The sequence below is a fragment of the Neobacillus bataviensis LMG 21833 genome (assembly GCF_000307875.1).
In the GTDB taxonomy this organism is placed as follows: domain Bacteria; phylum Bacillota; class Bacilli; order Bacillales; family Cytobacillaceae; genus Neobacillus; species Neobacillus bataviensis.
In genome coordinates this window covers 80641-101007 of record NZ_AJLS01000138.1, presented here as the reverse complement: position 1 = coordinate 101007, position 20367 = coordinate 80641, and the positions used below count along the sequence as shown (strand labels likewise).

At 40.3% G+C, this 20367-nt stretch carries 21 protein-coding genes and 1 other RNA gene; 15 read left to right on the top strand and 7 right to left on the bottom strand.

Going from position 1 to position 20367, the window contains the following annotated elements:
- The first annotated feature begins 27 nt into the window (after positions 1–27).
- The 3 genes from BABA_RS21750 to BABA_RS21740 all read left to right on the top strand — a co-directional run bounded on the left by BABA_RS21750 (position 28) and on the right by BABA_RS21740 (position 2680).
- The gene (locus BABA_RS21750) at positions 28–1224 is read left to right on the top strand and encodes an acetate kinase (RefSeq protein ID WP_007087407.1); all 1197 of its coding nucleotides are present in this window, start codon (positions 28–30) and stop codon (positions 1222–1224) included.
- Between the two features lie 104 nt (positions 1225–1328).
- On the top strand, positions 1329–2165 hold the full coding sequence (locus BABA_RS21745) for an EcsC family protein (RefSeq protein ID WP_007087406.1): 837 nt from the start codon (positions 1329–1331) through the stop codon (positions 2163–2165).
- Between the two features lie 2 nt (positions 2166–2167).
- Positions 2168–2680, top strand: coding sequence for a MogA/MoaB family molybdenum cofactor biosynthesis protein (locus tag BABA_RS21740; protein WP_007087405.1), 513 nt, complete (start codon positions 2168–2170; stop codon positions 2678–2680).
- Positions 2681–2713: 33 nt separating this feature from the next.
- Here BABA_RS21740 and BABA_RS21735 read toward each other — a convergent pair whose 3' ends face one another.
- Positions 2714–3028, bottom strand: coding sequence for a hypothetical protein (locus tag BABA_RS21735; RefSeq protein ID WP_007087404.1), 315 nt, complete (start codon positions 3026–3028; stop codon positions 2714–2716).
- A gap of 124 nt (positions 3029–3152) precedes the next feature.
- Positions 3153–3611, bottom strand: a complete 459-nt coding sequence (locus tag BABA_RS21730) for a universal stress protein (RefSeq protein ID WP_007087403.1) — start codon at positions 3609–3611, stop codon at positions 3153–3155.
- A gap of 105 nt (positions 3612–3716) precedes the next feature.
- Here BABA_RS21730 and BABA_RS27750 point away from each other — a divergent pair, with 105 nt between their 5' ends.
- Together BABA_RS27750 and ald are read left to right on the top strand one after the other, a co-directional pair.
- Complete coding sequence (locus BABA_RS27750) at positions 3717–3875, top strand: hypothetical protein (RefSeq protein WP_162829847.1); 159 nt, start codon at positions 3717–3719, stop codon at positions 3873–3875.
- A 195-nt stretch (positions 3876–4070) separates the two neighbouring features.
- A complete protein-coding gene (gene ald, locus BABA_RS21725; RefSeq protein ID WP_007087402.1) occupies positions 4071–5189 on the top strand; it encodes an alanine dehydrogenase in 1119 nt (372 codons plus the stop codon).
- A gap of 94 nt (positions 5190–5283) precedes the next feature.
- On the opposite strand, the gene ssrS is transcribed toward ald, so the two are convergent.
- Positions 5284–5479: non-coding RNA, 6S RNA (gene ssrS, locus BABA_RS26760), on the bottom strand.
- A gap of 53 nt (positions 5480–5532) precedes the next feature.
- On the bottom strand, positions 5533–6630 hold the full coding sequence (locus BABA_RS21715) for a M24 family metallopeptidase (protein ID WP_007087401.1): 1098 nt from the start codon (positions 6628–6630) through the stop codon (positions 5533–5535).
- 181 nt (positions 6631–6811) lie between these two features.
- On the opposite strand from BABA_RS21715, the gene BABA_RS21710 reads away from it, so the two are divergent.
- The 3 genes from BABA_RS21710 to BABA_RS21700 all read left to right on the top strand — a co-directional run bounded on the left by BABA_RS21710 (position 6812) and on the right by BABA_RS21700 (position 9258).
- Positions 6812–7492, top strand: coding sequence for a metal-dependent hydrolase (locus tag BABA_RS21710; RefSeq protein WP_007087400.1), 681 nt, complete (start codon positions 6812–6814; stop codon positions 7490–7492).
- An 87-nt stretch (positions 7493–7579) separates the two neighbouring features.
- Positions 7580–7813 carry a hypothetical protein gene (locus BABA_RS21705; RefSeq protein WP_007087399.1) on the top strand — a complete coding sequence of 78 codons (234 nt, stop codon included), beginning with the start codon at positions 7580–7582 and terminating at the stop codon, positions 7811–7813.
- A 125-nt stretch (positions 7814–7938) separates the two neighbouring features.
- On the top strand, positions 7939–9258 hold the full coding sequence (locus BABA_RS21700) for a CBS domain-containing protein (protein ID WP_007087398.1): 1320 nt from the start codon (positions 7939–7941) through the stop codon (positions 9256–9258).
- A gap of 48 nt (positions 9259–9306) precedes the next feature.
- Here the strand turns inward: BABA_RS21700 and BABA_RS21695 are convergent, their stop codons facing one another.
- On the bottom strand, positions 9307–9618 hold the full coding sequence (locus tag BABA_RS21695; protein ID WP_007087397.1) for a YtpI family protein: 312 nt from the start codon (positions 9616–9618) through the stop codon (positions 9307–9309).
- Between the two features lie 91 nt (positions 9619–9709).
- On the opposite strand from BABA_RS21695, the gene BABA_RS21690 reads away from it, so the two are divergent.
- Complete coding sequence (locus BABA_RS21690; RefSeq protein WP_007087396.1) at positions 9710–10654, top strand: DHH family phosphoesterase; 945 nt, start codon at positions 9710–9712, stop codon at positions 10652–10654.
- A 38-nt stretch (positions 10655–10692) separates the two neighbouring features.
- On the opposite strand, the gene ytrI is transcribed toward BABA_RS21690, so the two are convergent.
- Entirely contained in the window at positions 10693–11193 is a 501-nt protein-coding gene (gene ytrI, locus BABA_RS21685) for a sporulation membrane protein YtrI (protein ID WP_007087395.1), read from the bottom strand.
- The gene (gene ytrH / locus BABA_RS21680; protein ID WP_040347254.1) at positions 11190–11528 is read right to left on the bottom strand and encodes a sporulation membrane protein YtrH; all 339 of its coding nucleotides are present in this window, start codon (positions 11526–11528) and stop codon (positions 11190–11192) included. The genes ytrI and ytrH overlap by 4 nt, the downstream gene beginning before the upstream one ends.
- 165 nt (positions 11529–11693) lie before the next feature.
- On the opposite strand from ytrH, the gene dnaE reads away from it, so the two are divergent.
- The 6 genes from dnaE (at position 11694) to pfkA (ending at position 20325) form a co-directional block, all read left to right on the top strand.
- Positions 11694–15059, top strand: coding sequence for a DNA polymerase III subunit alpha (gene dnaE, locus BABA_RS21675; protein WP_007087393.1), 3366 nt, complete (start codon positions 11694–11696; stop codon positions 15057–15059).
- Positions 15060–15158: 99 nt separating this feature from the next.
- Positions 15159–16397 carry an NADP-dependent malic enzyme gene (ystJ, locus tag BABA_RS21670; RefSeq protein WP_007087392.1) on the top strand — a complete coding sequence of 413 codons (1239 nt, stop codon included), beginning with the start codon at positions 15159–15161 and terminating at the stop codon, positions 16395–16397.
- 56 nt (positions 16398–16453) lie between these two features.
- A complete protein-coding gene (locus BABA_RS21665) occupies positions 16454–17032 on the top strand; it encodes a FadR/GntR family transcriptional regulator (RefSeq protein WP_040347251.1) in 579 nt (192 codons plus the stop codon).
- A 198-nt stretch (positions 17033–17230) separates the two neighbouring features.
- Positions 17231–18118 (top strand): acetyl-CoA carboxylase, carboxyltransferase subunit beta, encoded by an 888-nt coding sequence (accD, locus tag BABA_RS21660; RefSeq protein WP_007087390.1) that lies wholly within the window; start codon positions 17231–17233, stop codon positions 18116–18118.
- Positions 18103–19080 (top strand): acetyl-CoA carboxylase carboxyl transferase subunit alpha, encoded by a 978-nt coding sequence (gene accA, locus BABA_RS21655; protein WP_007087389.1) that lies wholly within the window; start codon positions 18103–18105, stop codon positions 19078–19080. Before accD ends, accA begins: the two co-directional genes overlap by 16 nt.
- 285 nt (positions 19081–19365) lie before the next feature.
- Complete coding sequence (gene pfkA, locus BABA_RS21650; RefSeq protein ID WP_007087388.1) at positions 19366–20325, top strand: 6-phosphofructokinase; 960 nt, start codon at positions 19366–19368, stop codon at positions 20323–20325.
- Positions 20326–20367 lie beyond the last annotated feature (42 nt).

The following is a 20367-nucleotide window of genomic DNA, read 5'->3' as shown; positions in this document are numbered from 1 at the left end:
TTGTTATATAAAAGGAGCGGTAGCAAAATGGCAAAGATCATTGCAATTAATGCGGGTAGTTCTTCTTTGAAGTTTCAATTATTTGAAATGCCAAGTGAAGAAGTTATTACAAAAGGGCTGATTGAAAGAATTGGCCTTAATGATTCAATTTTTACTATAACGGCCAATGGGGAAAAGATTCAGGAAATTATAGATATTCCAGACCATGAAGTCGCAGTAAAAATGTTATTAGATAAATTAACTACTTTAGGAATTATTGAGTCATTAAATGAGATTGAAGGAATTGGCCATCGTGTAGTGCACGGGGGAGAAACCTTTACTGATTCTGTTGTAATTACGGATGAGGTGTTAGCCAAAATTGACGAATTATCAGAATTAGCTCCATTGCACAACCCGGCTAATGCTACGGGCATTAAGGCTTTTATGCGTGTACTGCCGAATGTTCCAGCAATCGCTGTTTTTGATACAGCCTTTCATCAAACCATGCCTGAAAGTTCTTTTTTATACAGTCTACCATTTGAATATTATAAAGAATATGGCATCCGGAAATATGGTTTCCATGGCACAAGCCATAAATATGTTTCCCAGCGTGCAGCAGAACTATTGGGTCGCCCTGTTGAACAGCTTCGTTTAATCTCCTGTCACTTAGGGAATGGTGCAAGTATTGCGGCAATCGAGGGCGGAAAATCAATTGATACTTCTATGGGCTTTACACCACTTGCAGGGGTAACAATGGGTACCCGCTCAGGTAATATTGACCCTGCACTTATTCCATATATCATGGAAAAGACCGGCAAAACTGCTGATGAAGTTCTAGATGTGTTAAATAAAAAGAGTGGGATGTTAGCCGTTTCCGGTTTCTCAAGCGATCTTCGGGATATTGAAATAGAAGCGAAAAAGGGTAATGAACGAGCACAACTGGCATTGGATGTGTTTGCAAACCGAATCCATAAGTATATTGGTTCTTATGCATCACGTATGTTCGGAGTAGACGCGATTATTTTCACAGCCGGTATTGGTGAAAATAGTGACACAATTAGAGAAAATGTTTTAAAAGGTCTTGAATTTATGGGCGTTTATTGGGATCCCGCACTAAATAAGGTGAGAGGCGAGGAAGCATTCATTAACTACCCGCACTCACCAGTTAAAGTTATCATCATTCCAACAAATGAGGAAGTCATGATTGCACGTGACGTCGTTCGTTTAGCTGGATCACATTCATAATTCCAAAAAGGCAAAAGCTATTTAAATGGCTTTTGCTTTTTTTTATGTCCAATTTTTTGTGATATACTGGAAAAAGAAATGTAACAGGAGGAGGTCAGAAATAGATGACATTGACAGACCGCGAAACAAGCGTTTTAAATGAAATACGGCTATGGGAAGAAAATTTACTAAATTACGAGGTAAATGACTTACAATTAACGTATGAAAAATATTTGGAACGTTCTTTTTTGTTACTACCAGAAAAGGTGCAACAACAATTTTTTTCACTGATTGATACATGGTTATTTCATTTGCATGGGATGATTCAAGGCTCACAGCTTCAAATGGATGCAAAGGAAAGAATTCTAACTTCGGGACGAATTTTTAGTAAAGATATAGAAAAAATAGCCGACATAAAAAAATTAACGATTGATCAATTACAATACATAGCAGAGCAGCAAATAGCGAGGCACCGTTTATATTCGTTTGCCCAAGGGGGACTTGCAGGAACAGGAGGCACGCTGCTCTTAGGCACTGATATTCCTGCGATGGCAGTCATCAATTTAAGGATTGTTCAATTAATCGCGATGACCTACGGTTTTGAAGTGAATACCCCATACGAAATGATGACATCATTAAAAGTATTCCATACGGCGACATTACCGCCAAGAATCCAAAAAGAGGGATGGAACTCGTTAATGGAGGATTTGGCCGGAAATGATGAGCATTATTTTTATCAAGGGAACGAAAAGATAACTGATATCACTTGGCTGGAACAGCCCGTTCAGCAACTAATAAAAGCGATGGTCATTGCCTTGTTTCGGAAGAAAGTCATTCAGGGGATTCCGCTTGTAAGCATGGCAATAGGAGCAGGGGCCAATTATCAATTAACGAGAAAAGTAACGGATGTAGCCCATAAATATTATCAACTTCGCTATCTTGAGGAAAAAGAGGAGTTTTAACGATGAATACGCAAGAACATAAAAAAGAAGCACCAAAGACCGTTTCCTGTAAAATCATAACAGTTAGTGATACAAGAGATAAAGAAACGGACAAAAGCGGTAAGCTAATGATTGCACTGCTTGAAGAAGCCGGGCATATGATTGCTGATTACGTCATTGTGAAGGACGAAGCAACACCGATTCAAAATGAAATTTTAAAAGGCTGCGACAGAGGGGATATTGATGTTATCCTGACAAATGGCGGCACTGGAATTGCCAAGCGTGATGTAACGATTGAAACGGTACAAAGTCTTCTCGAAAAAGAAATCGTCGGCTTTGGAGAATTGTTCAGGATGCTAAGCTATCAAGAGGATATCGGCTCAAGCGCGATCCTTTCGAGGGCGATTGCCGGAGTCGTTAAAAATAAGGCCGTGTTCGCCACTCCAGGTTCAACTGGAGCGGTCAAGCTAGCAATGAACAAGTTAATCCTGCCTGAGCTTGGACATGTGGTAAGGGAAATTAAAAAGGATTTATAAATAACGAAAACTCCCTGCGTTAGGGAGTTTTTCTTATTGATGTACCTTGCTGGAAACTGACTGGTTTGCCCGGTACCATAGCCATAAATCATTGATAATAGAAGCAAGTTCAGCTATTTCAGAGTTTAATCGACATGAGCGGGGGAAATCACTTTCATCTGAAAGCTGTGCTTGTTTATCGTTGATTTCATCCTCGAGCCCTGCAATGCGGTCAGGAATGGAGCCGCGGGTTTGCTCCCAAGTTAATAGAATCTCCTGCTGTGTTTCTTTGCTATATTCGTCCCATTCTTTAGTCAAATCAGGAATTGCAATACCAAGACGGTGATCAAAAGAAAAATACTCTATCATTCGAAAGCCTCCATGCCGTATTATTGCTTTATTTTACTATAGTTTGGTAAACCATACACGACAAACCTACTTTTATATAAAATAAAATGCACGGAGCATTAGGCTCCGCGCATGAATCAGCATTCTATTTTTCCTCTATATCCTTCTCTGTCCGAACAATCAGAACGTCACATGGTGCATATCGAACGATATGTTCTGATACACTTCCGATAAAAAACCTTTCGACTACATTCATTCCTGTCGCACCGCAGAGAATTAAATCAACCTTGTGTTTTTTAGCTAAATCTCTTGGAATTCGTATTTTCGGAGAGCCAAATTCAATTTCGTATTGGACATTTGTTAAGCCTGCATCCACAGCTTGCTTATGATAATTTTCAAGCATATCCTTTGCCAGTTTTTCTGCCCGATCACCAATGACGGTGTCGTAGGCCTCTATTAAGGCAAACGACCTTGTGTCAATCACATGAACTAATAAAAGGCTTGCTTGATTTCGTTTGGCGATTTCAATCCCTTTTTGAAATGCCCAATCTGCTTCCTTCGATCCATCAATTGCGACTAAAATATTTTGGTATTTAAGCCCCATGATTATCATCTCCTTACCTTGATTATACAATATTTAACAACGTATAACTGTTGCAACTTTTCGAACAATAATGGAGTAACTTACCATGAAAGGGGTTGGGGCAAGATGGAAAAGCGCGATCCAAATAACAAATTTTCTTTTGAATATGATGAACAAGGTTTAAATGAAGTAAGTGAACAAATTATGAATTCCTATAATAGTGGTTTTATGGGAGAAGGAACTGCTCTAGCTGACAGTGAGGATTTTGCAGCAGCAGAGGAATAGGTGTATTTTAACAAAAGGGAAAGACTGTCCTGTACACATGGGGCAGTCTTTCCCTTTTGAACCGATGGACACCGGGTAAAGCTCTACTGATGATGCTTTCATAAAGATGCCCCAATGTTTCATTTTCCTGTTGATAACGGATATAATAAAAGTATATATGTTTTTGAATTTATTATTTTAATTGGAGGTAAGTACATGCGGATTGGGGTACCAAAAGAGGTTAAAAATAACGAAAACCGTGTAGCGATGACACCAGCCGGAGTCGTGAACCTGGTTAAATTTGGCCATGAGGTTTTTATTGAAAAAGGAGCAGGACTTGGCTCTGGGTTTTTGGATGAAGATTATTCCGCTGCAGGTGCGATGCTAGTGGAAACTGCTAATGAAGCATGGTCCATGGAGATGGTCATGAAGGTAAAAGAACCACTGCCAAGCGAATACCAGTACTTCCGAGAGGGTTTAATTTTATTTACATATTTACATCTTGCACCTGAGCCCGAATTAACGAAGGCATTGATTGATAAAAAGATAATTGGAATTGCCTATGAAACCGTTCAATTAGCGAATAAAAGTCTGCCGTTGTTGACCCCAATGAGTGAAGTGGCTGGGAGGATGGCTGCACAGGTTGGTGCTCAATTCTTAGAAAAGGTTTACGGCGGTAAGGGTATTCTTCTCTCTGGTGTCCCAGGTGTGCATAGAGGAGTCGTTACGATTATTGGTGGTGGTGTTGCAGGAACTAATGCAGCAAAAATGGCAATCGGTTTAGGCGCAAAGGTTACCATCATTGATTTAAACCCGGATCGTCTTCGCCAATTAGATGATATATTCGGATCTGATGTGACGACATTAATGTCTAATCCTTATAATATTGCTGAAGCCGTTAAGGAATCTGATTTAGTTATTGGTGCTGTTTTAATTCCCGGGGCGAGGGCGCCAAGACTTGTCAGTGAAGAAATGATTCAATCAATGAAGCCGGGCAGTGTTGTGGTGGATATCGCAATTGACCAGGGTGGGATTTTTGAAACCACCGACCAGATTACCACGCATGATAATCCCACATATGTGAAGCATGGTGTTGTCCATTATGCTGTCGCCAATATGCCTGGTGCCGTACCGAGAACCTCTACGATTGCCTTAACAAATGTGACCGTTCCGTATGCGGTTCAAATTGCCAATAAAGGCTACCAAAAGGCATGTTTAGAAAATGAAGCATTGTTAAAAGGAATCAATACTCTTGACGGCTATGTAACCTATCAAGCAGTTGCAGAAGCACATGGAGTCGAATTTAAAGATACAAAAACATTATTAACACAATAATGAAAAGCAAAAAGAAGAGGATTCGGTTCCTCTTCTTTTTTGTTAGCGAAAATAAAAACCAGCTTCCAAAAAGAAGCTGGTTTGAACTACTTACTATAAAGCCGCATTTGCCGTAGTGATATAAGAAAGTTTTAAACCACCACTCCTCAAAGTGGGTGTTCTCAGAAACCATTCTGCGTGTCCTCCATGTCTTATAGACAGAGGCTTGTCATTCCGGCTTCGATGGTTAAACTCCCTATTACAGCTTAAAGGTTAAAACTTTATTATGATTACGTACAACGCAGCCTGTATTTGTATATTACATCAAATTCATAGAGAGTTCAATGTAAAAAAGTGTAAAACCTTATTTAATTATTTGTAATTCCTTTGGGAATTTGGTTAAAATTTTTGCCCCGTCAGCAGTAATGTAAATATCATCTTCAATGCGGACACCAGCAACATCAGGTACATAGATACCAGGCTCTATAGTATAGACCATCCCTTCTTCTATAACCAGCTGGTTTGTTTCAGTCATGGAAGGATATTCATGTACACCAATTCCAAGCCCGTGGCCTAAACGATGTGGAAAATAGTCGCCATATCCGGTTTCAGCAATAATCCGCCTTGCTGTAAGATCAACTTCTGCAGCCGTAACGCCAGGTTTACTTGCCTCAATGGCAGCAAGCTGTGCCTTTAAAACTGTATCATATATTTCTTTTTGCTTATCATTAATGTCCCCATAGGCAACCGTTCTGGTAATATCAGAACAATAGCGGTCGACAACCACGCCTAAATCGAACAACACTAGATCGCCTTTACGAATTTTCGTCTCCCCTGGGTTGCCATGAGGAGAAGCCGCGTTAGCGCCAGTTAGCACCATGGTCGAAAATGACATTTCGGTCACACCCTTTTGCTTTAGGGCGTACTCTAGGGCATTTAGGACTTCCAGCTCCGTTTTGCCTTCCTTTATTTCACTTGCACCGAATTCAACAGCATAATCGGCAAGGGCACAAGCCTCTTCGATTGTTTTTAATTCTTTGGCATCCTTGATCATGCGCAGCAGTCGTAATTTTTCTTCTGCAGAAACAAATGATGCCTTAGGGAATAACTGTGTAAGATGCTCATAGCGTTCGACATTCATATGTTCTTTTTCAATGGCAACTTTTGAAACCCCGTTAATTCTTTTATTAATGGTGGTAAGAATCATTTCCCATGGGTTTTCGATGTCGCTATAGCCGATGATATCATGACCCCAGCTGGATCGCTTGGCATCAGGCACTTCCATCGCCGGGCAGACAAGGAATGGTTCTTCCTCTTGAAAAACAGCTAGCGCCAGCAATCTCTCATGCGGGTCAGTATAATAGCCGCTTAAATAAAAGACATTTTCGGTAGAGGTAAGAAAGCTAACCTCAATTCCGTTTTCCTTCATCCATGTTTGAAGCTTTAGTAATCGCTGATTCATATGTAGGGCTCCCCCTTTTAGTAAAATAAAATCCTATTTGAGAGTAACAATATTAAAAAGGAAAGTAAACTATCTGACATTGCCGTCTGCTAAATCTACTGCATTATGGGCATAAATGTAGAAGGATTTCTACATGTTTTATTGAAGTACATAATATAACAATTTAAAAGGAGTTGGGATGATGAAGATTTCATATCATGGTCATTCAGTTGTTCAAATTCAAACAAATGGAAAAACGATCTTAATTGATCCGTTTATTACAGGCAATGGATTAACAGATTTGAAGGCTGAGGAAGTAAAAGCAGATGTGATAATTTTAACGCACGGTCATAACGATCATGTCGGAGATACTGTCGCAATAGCGAAAAGAAACGACGCTCTTGTGGTTGCGAATGCAGACCTCACCACTTTTCTTAGCTGGCAGGGTGTCAAAACGCACGGAATGAATATTGGCGGCTCCTATCAATTTGATTTTGGAAGAGTTAAACTCACTCAGGCCTTTCACGGCTCTGGTTATGCCACAGATAAAAATGAAATTGTATATTGCGGAATGCCGACGGGGATTTTGTTCAGTAATGAAGGCAAAACGATCTATCATGCCGGTGATACAGGGGTGTTTTCCGATATGAAGCTGATTGGTGAACGGCATCCGATTGATGTAGCCTTCCTGCCGATAGGTGATAATTTTACAATGGGGCCGGAAGACGCTGCCTATGCAGCCAAACTGCTAAATGCAAAGACGGTGATACCGATTCATTTTAATACATTTCCGCCAATTAAACAGGATCCATATCAATTTATTGACATGTTGGAAAGTAAAAATGGGAAAGTACTCGTTCCAGGCGAGGCAATAGAAATTTAGCTGTTTTAGTGGTTTCACATACTTTTTTTCCTCCTGTATGCATAAAGATGAAACAAGCAGTATTTTTTAAAAAGGGGGAAAAAGAAGGTGAAAAAGAACAGGTATGTACTTTGCTTGTTGCTTTGTGGATTTATGCTTTATTTTGCAGTACCAAAATTATCAGTAACGGCAGACGGAACACAAGGACTGTTCGCCATCGCATGGCTTTCATTCGCCTTGATTGTGATTGCCGGAAATCTTACCGGACTTCTCTATAGTCCGAAAAAATTGGTAAAAAGGTCTCAGCCGCAGAGTGCAAAGAGGAAAACCCGGTCATATTAATAAGAATTGCACGATAATCTATAGTACTTCGTTGAATCAAGGACTTTTAAACTTTATAATAGAATTTAGGGAATAAATTAACCTGACTAAATAACTAGGAATTCGAACTATAAAGGGTGAAGGTCTTGGCTACTAAGCATGAACAAATATTGCAATACATTGATAAGCTTCCAATTGGGGAAAAAATATCAGTGCGGCAAATCGCCAAGGCGATGACCGTGAGTGAAGGGACAGCCTACCGGGCAATTAAAGAGGCTGAAAATAAAGGCTATGTCAGTACGATCGAACGAGTAGGCACCATACGAATTGAACGGAAGAAGAAAGAAAATATTGAAAAGCTAACCTTTGCAGAAGTGGTCAATATCGTGGATGGGCAGGTCTTAGGCGGACGGACGGGCTTGCATAAAACCCTCAATAAATTTGTGATCGGTGCGATGAAACTAGAAGCCATGATGCGGTATACAGAAGCGGGGAATCTATTAATTGTTGGGAACCGGACTCAGGCGCATGAGTTAGCCTTAAAAGCAGGTGCAGCGGTGCTGATTACCGGGGGATTTGATTCGGAAGAGCATGTAAAAAAGCTGGCAGATAAATTAGAACTGCCCGTTATTTCAACAAGCTATGACACATTTACTGTCGCCACAATGATTAACCGGGCTATCTATGACCAATTAATTAAAAAGGAAATTATTTTAGTCGAGGATATTTTAACACCTCTCGCAGATACCTATTATTTAAAAACATCTGATAAGGTGTCAAAATGGCATGAATTTAATCAAAAAACAACACACAGCCGTTACCCCGTAGTAGATCAAAACTTGAAAATCCAGGGGATGGTCACAAGTAAGGACATTTTAGGCCAGAATATGGAAGTCTCTATCGATAAGATTATGACGAAACATCCAATGACGGTAAATGGAAAAACAAGTGTTGCATCCACCGCCCATACGATGGTCTGGGAAGGGATTGAAGTTCTTCCAGTTGCCAATGACGCGAACCGTTTAGAAGGGATTATCAGCAGGCAGGATGTGCTTAAAGCGTTGCAAATGAACCAAAGGCAGCCTCAGGTTGGCGAAACGATTGATGACATCGTGACCAATCAAATGGTATTAATGCAGGGTAAACCAAAAGGAGAAGAAGTTTATTCCTGTGAAGTGACACCGCAAATGACCAATCATCTTGGAACTATTTCGTATGGCGTTTTTACAACAATTGTCGCGGATGCAGCGAACAGGATCTTGCGCAGCTATAAAAAAGGCGACCTAGTCGTGGAAAATATGTCGATTTACTTTATTAAACCGGTTCAAATGGAGAGTACATTAGAAATCTTCCCCAAAATACTGGAAGTAGGGCGTAAATTTGGGAAGGTTGATGTGGAAGTTTTCAATGAGGGAATCTTAGTTGGTAAAGCCATGATGATGTGCCAGCTTATTGATAGAAACTAATTCATTTTAGTTAAAAAAAGCCGCTTCTCAATGAGAAACGGCTTCCTATTATTTTTGGGCTTCTAGCATATGGGCTTCTTCAATTGCAAATGGAAGGTAGTGTTTATATTTTTTGAAACCAATCCAGCTAAACACAGCTCCGTAAATACAAAATATGGCAGCCACAATAAAGGAAACGGTCGATTCTGATATAAATAGTAAATGATTCATACCAAAAAGACAGACAAAAAGGCCAAGGGCAATATTTGATTTGGCAGAAAGCCATTTCTTTTCAACTTGACGGTTGCTTCTAATGTATTTTGTTTTATAAAATAAATAGAAAGCAAATAAAACGACAATTAATACAACAAGTACAAACATAATTGGTTCCTCCAAGTTTTCTAAAAATCTTCTACTATTTTAACCTGTATTTTAAAAAAAAGCCATTATTGGTACATAAGGAGCATTGTCCATGATTGAGCAAATTATCGCAGAAATCGAACAATATGATACCATCATTGTTCATCGTCACGTCCGTCCAGACCCGGATGCCTATGGCTCACAAGGGGGTTTGGTTGCAATCCTGCAAGAATCCTTTCCGGAAAAAAAGATATATGCTGTTGGAAAGGAAGAGCCGACATTACATTACATGCGCAGATTAGATGTGATTGAGGATGTGGAATACAATGGGGCATTGGTCATTGTATGTGATACCGCTAATGAAGAAAGAATATGTGACAGGCGCTACAACCTGGGAGATAAGCTGATAAAAATTGATCATCATCCAAACGAGGATCCATACGGAGACTTATTATGGGTTGACACAACGGCAAGCTCTTGTAGCGAAATGATCTATGAATTCTACTTAAAAGGGAAAAATAAAGGCCTTAAAATGAATGATGAAGCGGCAAGACTATTGTTTGGAGGAATTGTCGGCGATACGGGAAGATTTCTATTTCCTAGTTCGACAGATAAAACATTCGCCTATGCAGGGGAATTGATTCACTATCATTTTTCACGCACTGAACTATTTGATAGGATGTATGAATTAGAACCAAATATCATTAAGTTAAAGGGATATGTCCTGCAAAATTTTGAGCTTCAGCCAAACGGTGTTGCTTCCGTCAAACTTACGAAGGAATTATTAAAAGAATATGATGCGCGACCTGCCGAGGCATCCCTTCTTGTTGGAATTTTAGGAGATGTAAAAGGAATAATTGCTTGGGTCTTTTTCATCGAGGAAGATGATCAAATACGGGTGCGGCTGCGCTCAAAAGGGCCTGTTATTAACGTGGTTGCTAGAAAGTTTAATGGCGGCGGCCATCCGCTTGCATCAGGTGCATCGATTTACTCTTGGGAGACAGTGAATGATGTCCTACGGGAATTAGACGAGGTATGTAAACAGCATTCAAAATAGAAAGAGCGGAACGGCCTATAAAAGGGTCGTTCCACTTCTTATTCAAACTGTAATTCAAGCTCTATCGATACGGTAGTGTAAATAATCATTTCTTTTATTTTTAATTTATACCTTTTTTCATGGATTTTTATCGGTTTGTTTTCGATGATTTTTTTTAGCAGATCCCTGCTTTGATAGACGGTTTCTAAATCCTTTGCAAGCATCTCACTGAGATCATCTTTTACAGCGTTTTCCTTTTCAAGAACGCTTAATGAATCCAGCTTATATTTTTCTGAGTTTGTAATTTTTATATTAATTTTTTGGACGGTCAGCTGTTCAATATTCCGCTTGTTCAATTCCTTATACTCTTCCTGCCAAATCTTTTTCTCATTGTTTAAATCAACAATCGCTTCCTGTTGCTTGCGAATCAATTTTGTATTCCTCTCCTGCCAGACACCATAAATATATAAAAAGATACACCAGCTGATGGCGCCGCCAACAGCCATCCCGGCAAAGAAACGCTGCCATGCAGGTCTGCGGTACAATGGCGGAATTCTCATGAAGAAATATACTCCTGAGTCAGCCAATTAATGATGAGCGCACCTGTCTGTGCACCGCCTAAGGCAGAAAGAATTAATAATAAGTGTTTAAAAAGGTCTTTTGTGCCCGCATCCATAAGGCCTTTTTCAAACGTATAAACGGTATCAAATGTCCCGCCAATCGCCGCCACAATGGCCCAGATTCTAAGATCTGTTGATATACGATAGACTGTCGTAAGCGGTGGTTGTCCAGTTAAGAAGGAGGCAATTCCGCCAATTAATGAACCTCCAAGCAGGACGCCTAAGGCAATAAAATAGCTTTCGATAAAAGCTGGAAAAAAACCAATTTCTTTCATACCTTCAACCGCCTTCATACATGATCTCTATTCATTTATATGGACAAAGGTTCGGGATTATGTTTTTTACAAAGGCAATTGTTAAAAACGAGAACATATTTTCTTTTTTTGCGATTAAGATTTATAATAAATAATAGATAATAAGTTTAAGGAATGGTGAGGCAAATGTCTTTTATTCACCTTCATGTATATAGTGCCTATAGTTTGTTGACAAGTACGGCGTCTGTTCCGGATTTAATCGAAAATGCAAAGAGCAAAGGTTTTTCGGCGATCGCCTTAACCGACAGAAATGTCATGTATGGAACGATTGAATTTTATAAGCTTTGTAAAAAAAATAATCTGAAACCGATTATGGGGCTAACGGTTGATGTAGAAAGTGAAATCACCCCAAATGAATCCTACCCACTAGTCCTGCTGGCTGAAAATGAGAGCGGCTTTAGAAACCTTTTGAAAATTTCTAGTGCCGTTCAAACTAAGGCTGATCATGGAATCCCGCTAAAATGGCTGAAACATTACGCAGAGGGTCTGATTGCCTTAACACCTGGGCTTGAAGGGGAAATTGAACAGTCCGTGTTAAACGGAAACGAGGAGATGGCCAGAAAGCTGATTAGAAAATTAGACGCCATTTTCGGTAATGGCAGCTTTTTTCTCTCGCTTCAACACCATCAGATTGAAGAGGAAGCGACCCTTAGAAAACAGTTTCTCGCGATTTCAAACGAGTTACAGGTTCCCGTTGTGGCAACTAATAGGGTACATTATTTGGAAAAGGAAGATACGTTTGCGCATGAATGTTTAGTGGCCATCAAGAATGGCGACAAATTGCAGGATGAACATCGCGAAAAACTGGGCAGTGATCAATTTTATTTGAAAAAGGCAGCAGAAATGAATGATTGCTTTTCCGAAGTTCCAGATGCACTAGAAAATACGCTGCGGATTGCAGGTAGATGCAACGTAAATATCGAATTAAATAAAACGTATTTACCTACCTTCCCGACCGAAAACAAGAGGCCGGCAGAGGAATATCTCGAGATGTTATGTGAAAAGGGTCTTCGTGAACGCATTCCTACGCCAAACAGGGAATATCTTGACAGGTTATCCTTTGAATTAACAGTCATCAAGAGAATGAAATTTAGTAACTACTTTTTAATTGTTTGGGATTTTATGAGATATGCGCGTGCACAGGGGATTTTGACAGGGCCGGGTCGGGGCTCAGCGGCAGGTTCGCTAGTTGCCTATGTTTTATATATTACCGATGTCGACCCAATCGAACATAACTTATTGTTTGAACGATTTTTAAATCCTGAGCGGATATCGATGCCTGATATCGATATCGATTTTCCTGACCACCGCCGTGATGAAGTAATTGAATATGTGGCACAGAAATACGGTGAACTCCATGTTGCGCAAATTGTTACCTTTGGAACACTTGCGGCAAAGGCAGCTCTGAGAGATGTCGGCAGGACCTTTGGGTTAAATTCAAAGGAACTTGAGCAATTATCAAGAATGATCCCATCTCATCTAGGTATAGACCTGCAAGGAGCCTATAAAGAATCTGAACCGTTAAGAAGGTTTGTCAATGAGACGCCGCTAAACCGTAAGCTTTTTGACACCGCGTTAAAGCTCGAAGGTTTGCCGCGGCATACCTCCACGCATGCTGCCGGTGTGGTCATAAGTGAGAAGCAGCTCATTGATTTGATCCCGATTCAACGCGGATCCAACCATGTTTTCTTAACGCAATACTCGATGGAATACCTCGAAGAAATTGGGCTTTTAAAAATGGATTTCCTTGGACTGAGAAATTTATCACTTATTGAAACCATCCTTTCTTCCATTTACCGAAATACCGGAAGAAAAGTAGATATCGGACGGGTTCCATTAGATGATCCAAAGACATTTGAAATACTGGCTAAAGGGGAAACAACAGGTATTTTTCAGCTGGAATCGGAAGGAATGCGGAAGGTATTAACACGATTAAAGCCGTCGCGTTTTGAGGATATTGTAGCCGTCAATGCTTTGTACCGTCCTGGCCCAATGGAAAATATCCCGCTCTTTATTGAACGAAAACATGGTCGAGAGGCGGTAGAATATCCACACCCTGATTTAGAGTCCATTCTAGAGAATACATATGGGGTTATTGTCTACCAAGAGCAAATCATCCAAATTGCTTCGAAAATGGCTGGATTCTCACTTGGTGAAGCAGACCTTTTACGACGGGCGGTTGGAAAAAAACAAAAGGAAGTCCTTGACAAAGAGCGAAATCATTTCGTCCAAGGGGCTCTGAAAAAGGGATACGAACAAGGACTTGCAAATGAAATATACGACCTGATTGTCAGATTTGCAAACTATGGTTTTAACCGGAGTCATGCGGTTGCCTATAGTATGATTGCCTATCAGCTCGCCTATTTAAAAGCCAATTTTACGGTTCATTTCATGTCGGGACTTTTAACATCGGCAATCGGTAATGACACAAAAATTGCTCAATACATTATGGAAACGAAGCAAAAGGAAATCGTTGTACTGCCTCCATCCATTAATTACAGTACGTACTCATTCCATGTAGAAAAAGCGTGTGCTATCCGCTATAGTCTAGCCGCCATCAAAAGTGTTGGGGGCGCCGCCTTAAAGGAAATTTTTCAATCGAGGAAACGTAAGAAATTTGATGACCTTTTTGATTTTTGTATTAGGGTTTCTCAGAAGGCGATTAATCGCAAGACACTTGAATTTCTTGTCCACTCCGGATGTTTTGATGAATTTGGTGAAGATCGTGCCACTCTGCTCGCCAGCTTGGATGTAGCCATCGAACATGCTCAAATTTTCAAACCAGATGATTCAAACCAATTTGACCTATTTGATGATGAAATGATCCCGAAACCGAAATATGTTCTAGTTGACCCGATAAGTTTAGAAAATAAGCTGATATTTGAAAAGGAAGCACTTGGCCTTTACCTCTCAAATCATCCTATTTCTATTTATGAAAAAGATCTTACACGGGGCGGGGCATCTTTGTTATATCAACTAAGAAGCGATAATAAAAGGGCTGTCGCAGGTGTGTATCTTTCAACGCTGAAATCGATTCGTACCAAAAAGGGAGAATCGATGGCATTTTTAACGGTTAGCGATGCCAGCGGTGAAATGGAGGCAGTGGTATTTCCTACTGTATATAAGAGGTTCCAGTCATTATTACGGCAAGGGAACTTTCTACTGATAGAGGGGAAAATAGAAGATCGGGATGAAAAACGGCAATTTATCATTCAGCAGATGTCAGATTTAGAGCAATGGTTACAATCAAAAACTGTAAACCAGCCTGTTTTATATATTAAAATTTCCTCCAGCCAGCAAGATACTCAGGTATTGCCAAAAATTAATCAGCTTTTACAAGAAAGTAAAGGGGATGCTGGGGTTATTTTACATGATGAAGAGACTAAAAAGACAGTGAAATTAGGAGCAGAAAACAATGTCAATCCAACCCCGGAAGTCATTCAGCAGTTTAGAAATTTACTTGGAGAAAAAAATGTTGTTCTAAAAGATTAATTCTTTACAACTTTTGAAGATATGTTATATTGGTAAAGAGACTTGTGTGGTCTGACCACTATAGCGGAATGTTTTTATAAATATGAGGGGTGACGGATCTTGACTTTACGTGAAGAAGCATTACATATGCATCGGATTAATAAGGGGAAATTAGAGTCGAAATCAAAAGTTCCAGTTAGAAATGCACATGATTTAAGTTTAGCCTATTCACCGGGTGTGGCGGAGCCATGTAAAGATATTTATGAAAAACCTGAAACGGTATACGATTATACCATGAAAGGAAACATGGTTGCTGTGGTATCCGATGGTACAGCTGTCCTCGGACTTGGTAATATTGGACCTGAAGCAGCACTTCCCGTTATGGAAGGCAAGGCCGTTCTGTTTAAAAGCTTTGCCGGTGTTGATGCGTTTCCCATTTGTTTAAATACAACGGATGTGGAGAAAATTATTGAAACAGTCAAGCTCCTTGAACCAACTTTCGGGGGAGTCAATCTCGAAGATATCGCCGCTCCAAATTGTTTTGTCATTGAGGAAAGATTGAAGAAGGAAGCAAATATTCCGGTTTTTCATGATGACCAGCATGGCACAGCCATTGTTACGGTTGCAGGTCTTGTCAATGCCCTTAAATTAATTGGAAAGAAAATGACTGAAATTAAAATAGTGGCAAGTGGTGCCGGTGCTGCCGGAATTGCTATTATTAAATTGCTATATAGCTATGGTGTAAGAGATATTATTATGTGTGACACAAAAGGCGCGATTTACGAAGGCCGCCCGCAGGGAATGAATGCGGTCAAAGCGGAAGTAGCCAAATTTACCAATCGCGATAATTTAACAGGCAGTCTCGCAGATGTGATTAAGGGAGCCGATGTATTTATTGGGGTATCTGTTGCAGGAGCACTGACAAAAGAAATGGTGGCATCGATGAATCCTGATGCGATTATTTTTGCCATGGCAAATCCCGACCCTGAAATCATGCCTGATGACGCAAAAGCTGCTGGGGCAAAAGTAGTTGGAACCGGTCGTTCCGATTTTCCAAACCAAGTCAACAATGTCCTTGCCTTCCCAGGAATTTTCCGCGGAGCACTTGATGTTCGCGCGACGCATATTAACGAAAAAATGAAAGTAGCTGCAGTGGAAGCTATTGCCGGCCTAATCAGTGATGAAGAGCTTCATGCCGATTACGTCATTCCTGCGCCATTTGATCCAAGGGTAGCACCAAATGTAGCGGCTGCTGTCGCAAAAGCAGCTATGGAAACAGGTGTAGCCCGTATTAAGGTAGATCCTGAGGATATTAAGGAAAAAACGCAAAGGCTCGCGATCATTGGCAAAAGTGAGTGATTGAGGCAGTGACAAATACTAAGGTATATTTAGAGATTGTTAAGCAGTTACGAGAAATGATTACCAGTGATGGACTGAAGACTGGAGATAAGATTCCTTCAGAACGGGAATTGTCAGAGCGCCTGAATTTCGGGCGCTCTTCCGTTCGCGAAGCTCTAAGAGCACTGGAACTGCTTGGCTTAATTGAAACAAGGCGCGGTGAAGGGACATTTATTAGAGACTTTCGCGGTCATCAATTGGTCCAGCTTCTCAGTACCTTTATTTTGCAGGATGAAAAAGCAAAGCAGGATGTATTCGAAACAAAAAACTATATTGAGATGGACTGCCTCCGATTAGCACTGAAAAGAATAGACAAACGGCAGACTGAATCGATGCGGGAATGGGTAACCAACACAGATAGTTTTACGGATGATGAGTTTTTTCAACGGATTATCGAGATTTCTGGTAACCACTTATTCTTAAGAATGTGGTTAATTTTAAAAGAATATTATTATTCACTAGAGGATTATTCGGAAGACTATCAGCAGGAAGACTATCTTGCATTATTGGGAGCATTAGCAGAAAAGAGTATAGAAAAGACACTTTCGGCCTATGGCAAACTACGAAATTTGTCTGACTTTATCGACAAATACTAACAGATTTTGAATTTTTTTTATTTTATAGTGGTAGTTATACAAGCCCAAGAAAAATGGGTATTTTTAATCTCCCAGTGGTCTGACCACTTTTAGGAGTTTCGAGGTATGAAGTTACCTTTGGAGAGAAAGACTTTTGAATAGCAAAAGATGGAGAATCCTGCCGTTTGGCGGGGTGCGTTACACTAGGGAGGTTTTAATTTGGCGCTTAAAGATCTTTTTTCAAAAAATCAGCCGAAAAAGAAAAAATATGCAACCATACCAAATGACACTGCTAAAAATGACGTTCCAGAAGGGATTATGACAAAATGCCCTTCATGTAAGAAAATCATGTACACAAAGGAATTAGTGAAAAATGCAAAGGTCTGCCTACATTGCGATTATCATTTCCAGATGAATGCAAAAGAGCGAATTGACAGCTTTATTGATGAGGGCAGTTTTGTAGAAATCAATGAAAATATGGTATCTAAAAATCCACTAAATTTTCCTGACTACCTGGAAAAACTAGAAAAGGATCGGCAAAAAAGTAAGTTAAATGAGGCAGTCGTCACTGGAATGGGGACGGTTAATGGCCAAAAAATTGTCCTGGCGATCATGGATGCTTCTTTTCGTATGGGGAGCATGGGCTCTGTCGTGGGTGAGAAAATTACCCTTGCAATTGAAAAGGCAGATGAACTCTCGCTTCCATTCATCATCTTCACCGCTTCAGGTGGTGCCAGAATGCAGGAGGGCGCCTTGAGCCTAATGCAAATGGCTAAAACAAGTGTTGCGTTAAAAAGGTTTAGTAATAATGGTGGCTTAATTATTTCCATTATGACACACCCGACAACTGGAGGAGTTTCTGCTAGCTTCGCTTCATTGGGTGACTACAACTTTGCTGAACCTGGAGCCCTCATTGCTTTTGCCGGCCGCAGGGTCATTGAGCAATCGATTCGTGAGGAATTGCCGGAGGATTTTCAAACAGCAGAGTTTCTGTTAAAACACGGTCAGCTTGATGCGATTATCTCACGTATAGAATTGGTGGAAAAAATTACGAACATTTTAGATATTCATAATCCGGGAGGTGAACTCGAATGGCAGGGGAATTAGAATTCGAACGTCCAATTGTGGAATTAAGAAAGAAAATTGCTGAATTAAAAGAGTTCACAAAAACAGCTGATGTCGATTTAAGTGCTGAAATTGTTAAATTAGAGACTAGGCTCATTAAGCTGGAGCAGGAAATATATGAAAATATAAAGCCATGGGATCGCGTTCAAATTGCACGTCTTGCGAATAGACCGACAACACTTGATTATATTTCTTTCCTTTTTGAAGGTTTCTTTGAATGCCATGGTGACCGAACGTTTGCAGATGATGAGGCCATCGTTGGTGGTGTGGCTAAATTTAAGGGGCTTCCTGTTACCGTGATTGGCCATCAGCGGGGAAAAGATACGAAAGAAAATATTCGACGTAACTTTGGGATGCCCCATCCTGAAGGATACCGCAAGGCATTACGCTTAATGAAACAGGCTGATAAGTTTAAGCGCCCAATTATTTGTTTTATCGATACGAAAGGTGCCTATCCCGGTAAAGCGGCCGAAGAGCGGGGCCAAAGTGAAGCGATTGCCCGCAATCTTTTTGAAATGGCGGGTCTCAAGGTTCCAGTCATTTGTATTGTGATTGGTGAGGGAGGAAGCGGTGGTGCCCTGGCACTTGGTGTTGGAAACCGCATCTACATGCTCGAAAACTCTACTTACTCTGTTATTTCTCCTGAAGGAGCGGCAGCTATTTTGTGGAAAGATGCAGCTCTAGCCAAAAATGCAGCTGAAACAATGAAAATTACTGCCCCAGACTTAAAGGAACTAGGGATCATCGATGCGATTATTCCCGAAATCAAAGGTGGGGCTCATAAAGATGTGAAAAAGCAAGCGGAGAACATTGAAAAGGTGCTAAAAGAGTCCCTTCAACAGTTGCTTAAACTTTCAGAGGATGAATTAATAGCTGACCGTTATAATCGATTTAGGACAATTGGAGAATTTACGGTAATAAAGGATTATATTGGAGTGAATTAAGAGATTGTGCTCAGGTTGAGCACTTTTTTTATGGTGTTCACAAAAAATTCATTAAAAAAGTGATGTTTGCGCTTTCAGTAACTGATAAATCGCTTTCAGTTAATTAACTATTCCGTCTATTATCAATACTCATATGAATCGGTTGTTAAGGGCATTTCTTCATGGTATTTTATTAATATTCAACGGTTTTATGTAAATAATAAGAGAAGTATTAGCAAGTTGATTTAATTTACTAATAAAGGAAGGTACATAGGGGCTTCTTAATCAATGATTGGGGTGAAAAGAATGAAAAAAATTGGAGTACTAACCAGCGGTGGGGATTCCCCTGGGATGAATCCGGCGATTCGGGCTGTTGTTCGGAAGGCGATTTTTCATAATGTAGAGGTTTATGGTATTTATGGCGGATACTCTGGATTAATTTCTGGAAAAATAAAAAAGCTTGAGCTTGGTTCTGTTGGCGATATTATTCATCGTGGAGGAACGATGCTGCAGTCAGCACGCTGTCCGGAATTTAAAGAAAAAGAAGTACAGCTAAAAGGAATTGAGCAGCTGAAAGCGCATGGGATTGAAGGGCTGGTTGTCATTGGTGGTGATGGTTCATACCGTGGGGCAAAGGCATTAACAGAGCTAGGATTCCCATGTGTTGGTGTCCCCGGCACGATTGATAATGATATTCCGGGAACAGAACAAACGATTGGATTTGATACAGCTTTAAATACGGTCATTGATGCAATCGATAAAATCCGTGACACTGCTACATCGCATGAAAGAACATTCGTGATTGAAGTAATGGGGCGTGATGCCGGAGATATTGCTTTATGGGCCGGACTTGCGGGCGGAGCAGAAACGATTTTAATTCCAGAGGAAAATTATGATATGAATGAAGTGGCCGATCGATTGCGAAGCGGTCAAGAGCGCGGGAAAAAGCATAGTATTATTGTGGTTGCCGAGGGAGTATGCAGCGGATACGAAGTTGCTCGTAAGCTGCAAGAAGAAACAAAAATGGATACTAGAGTATCTGTATTAGGACATATGCAGCGCGGCGGCTCGCCAACTGCGGCAGACAGGGTGCTTGCCAGTAGATTAGGAGCAAGAGCAGTAGAAATCCTAATCGAGGGTAAAGGCGGTCGTGCCGTAGGAATTGAAAAAAATAAGCTTGTTGATTACGATATTATTGAAATACTAGACAAAAAGCACACATTTGACCTTGACCTATATAATCTATCCAAAGAATTATCAATATAAGAAATTGTGTTTTGTCTTTTCTAAAATTGGAGGAAAAAAAGG

Excerpts from the sequence above, each read along its gene's own strand:
- accA (WP_007087389.1), top strand. The coding sequence starts at position 18,103 with ATGGCAGGGGAATTAGAATTCGAACGTCCAATTGTGGAATTAAGAAAG.
- ytrH (WP_040347254.1), bottom strand. The coding sequence starts at position 11,528 with ATGAAAGAAATTGGTTTTTTTCCAGCTTTTATCGAAAGCTATTTTATT.
- dnaE (WP_007087393.1), top strand. The coding sequence starts at position 11,694 with ATGTCTTTTATTCACCTTCATGTATATAGTGCCTATAGTTTGTTGACA.
- BABA_RS21695 (WP_007087397.1), bottom strand. The coding sequence starts at position 9,618 with ATGTTTGTACTTGTTGTATTAATTGTCGTTTTATTTGCTTTCTATTTA.
- BABA_RS21665 (WP_040347251.1), top strand. The coding sequence starts at position 16,454 with ATGATTACCAGTGATGGACTGAAGACTGGAGATAAGATTCCTTCAGAA.
- BABA_RS21710 (WP_007087400.1), top strand. The coding sequence starts at position 6,812 with ATGAAGATTTCATATCATGGTCATTCAGTTGTTCAAATTCAAACAAAT.
- ald (WP_007087402.1), top strand. The coding sequence starts at position 4,071 with ATGCGGATTGGGGTACCAAAAGAGGTTAAAAATAACGAAAACCGTGTA.
- BABA_RS21715 (WP_007087401.1), bottom strand. The coding sequence starts at position 6,630 with ATGAATCAGCGATTACTAAAGCTTCAAACATGGATGAAGGAAAACGGA.
- BABA_RS21750 (WP_007087407.1), top strand. The coding sequence starts at position 28 with ATGGCAAAGATCATTGCAATTAATGCGGGTAGTTCTTCTTTGAAGTTT.
- pfkA (WP_007087388.1), top strand. The coding sequence starts at position 19,366 with ATGAAAAAAATTGGAGTACTAACCAGCGGTGGGGATTCCCCTGGGATG.
- BABA_RS21690 (WP_007087396.1), top strand. The coding sequence starts at position 9,710 with ATGATTGAGCAAATTATCGCAGAAATCGAACAATATGATACCATCATT.
- ytrI (WP_007087395.1), bottom strand. The coding sequence starts at position 11,193 with ATGAGAATTCCGCCATTGTACCGCAGACCTGCATGGCAGCGTTTCTTT.
- BABA_RS21730 (WP_007087403.1), bottom strand. The coding sequence starts at position 3,611 with ATGGGGCTTAAATACCAAAATATTTTAGTCGCAATTGATGGATCGAAG.
- BABA_RS21745 (WP_007087406.1), top strand. The coding sequence starts at position 1,329 with ATGACATTGACAGACCGCGAAACAAGCGTTTTAAATGAAATACGGCTA.
- BABA_RS27750 (WP_162829847.1), top strand. The coding sequence starts at position 3,717 with ATGGAAAAGCGCGATCCAAATAACAAATTTTCTTTTGAATATGATGAA.
- BABA_RS21735 (WP_007087404.1), bottom strand. The coding sequence starts at position 3,028 with ATGATAGAGTATTTTTCTTTTGATCACCGTCTTGGTATTGCAATTCCT.
- BABA_RS21740 (WP_007087405.1), top strand. The coding sequence starts at position 2,168 with ATGAATACGCAAGAACATAAAAAAGAAGCACCAAAGACCGTTTCCTGT.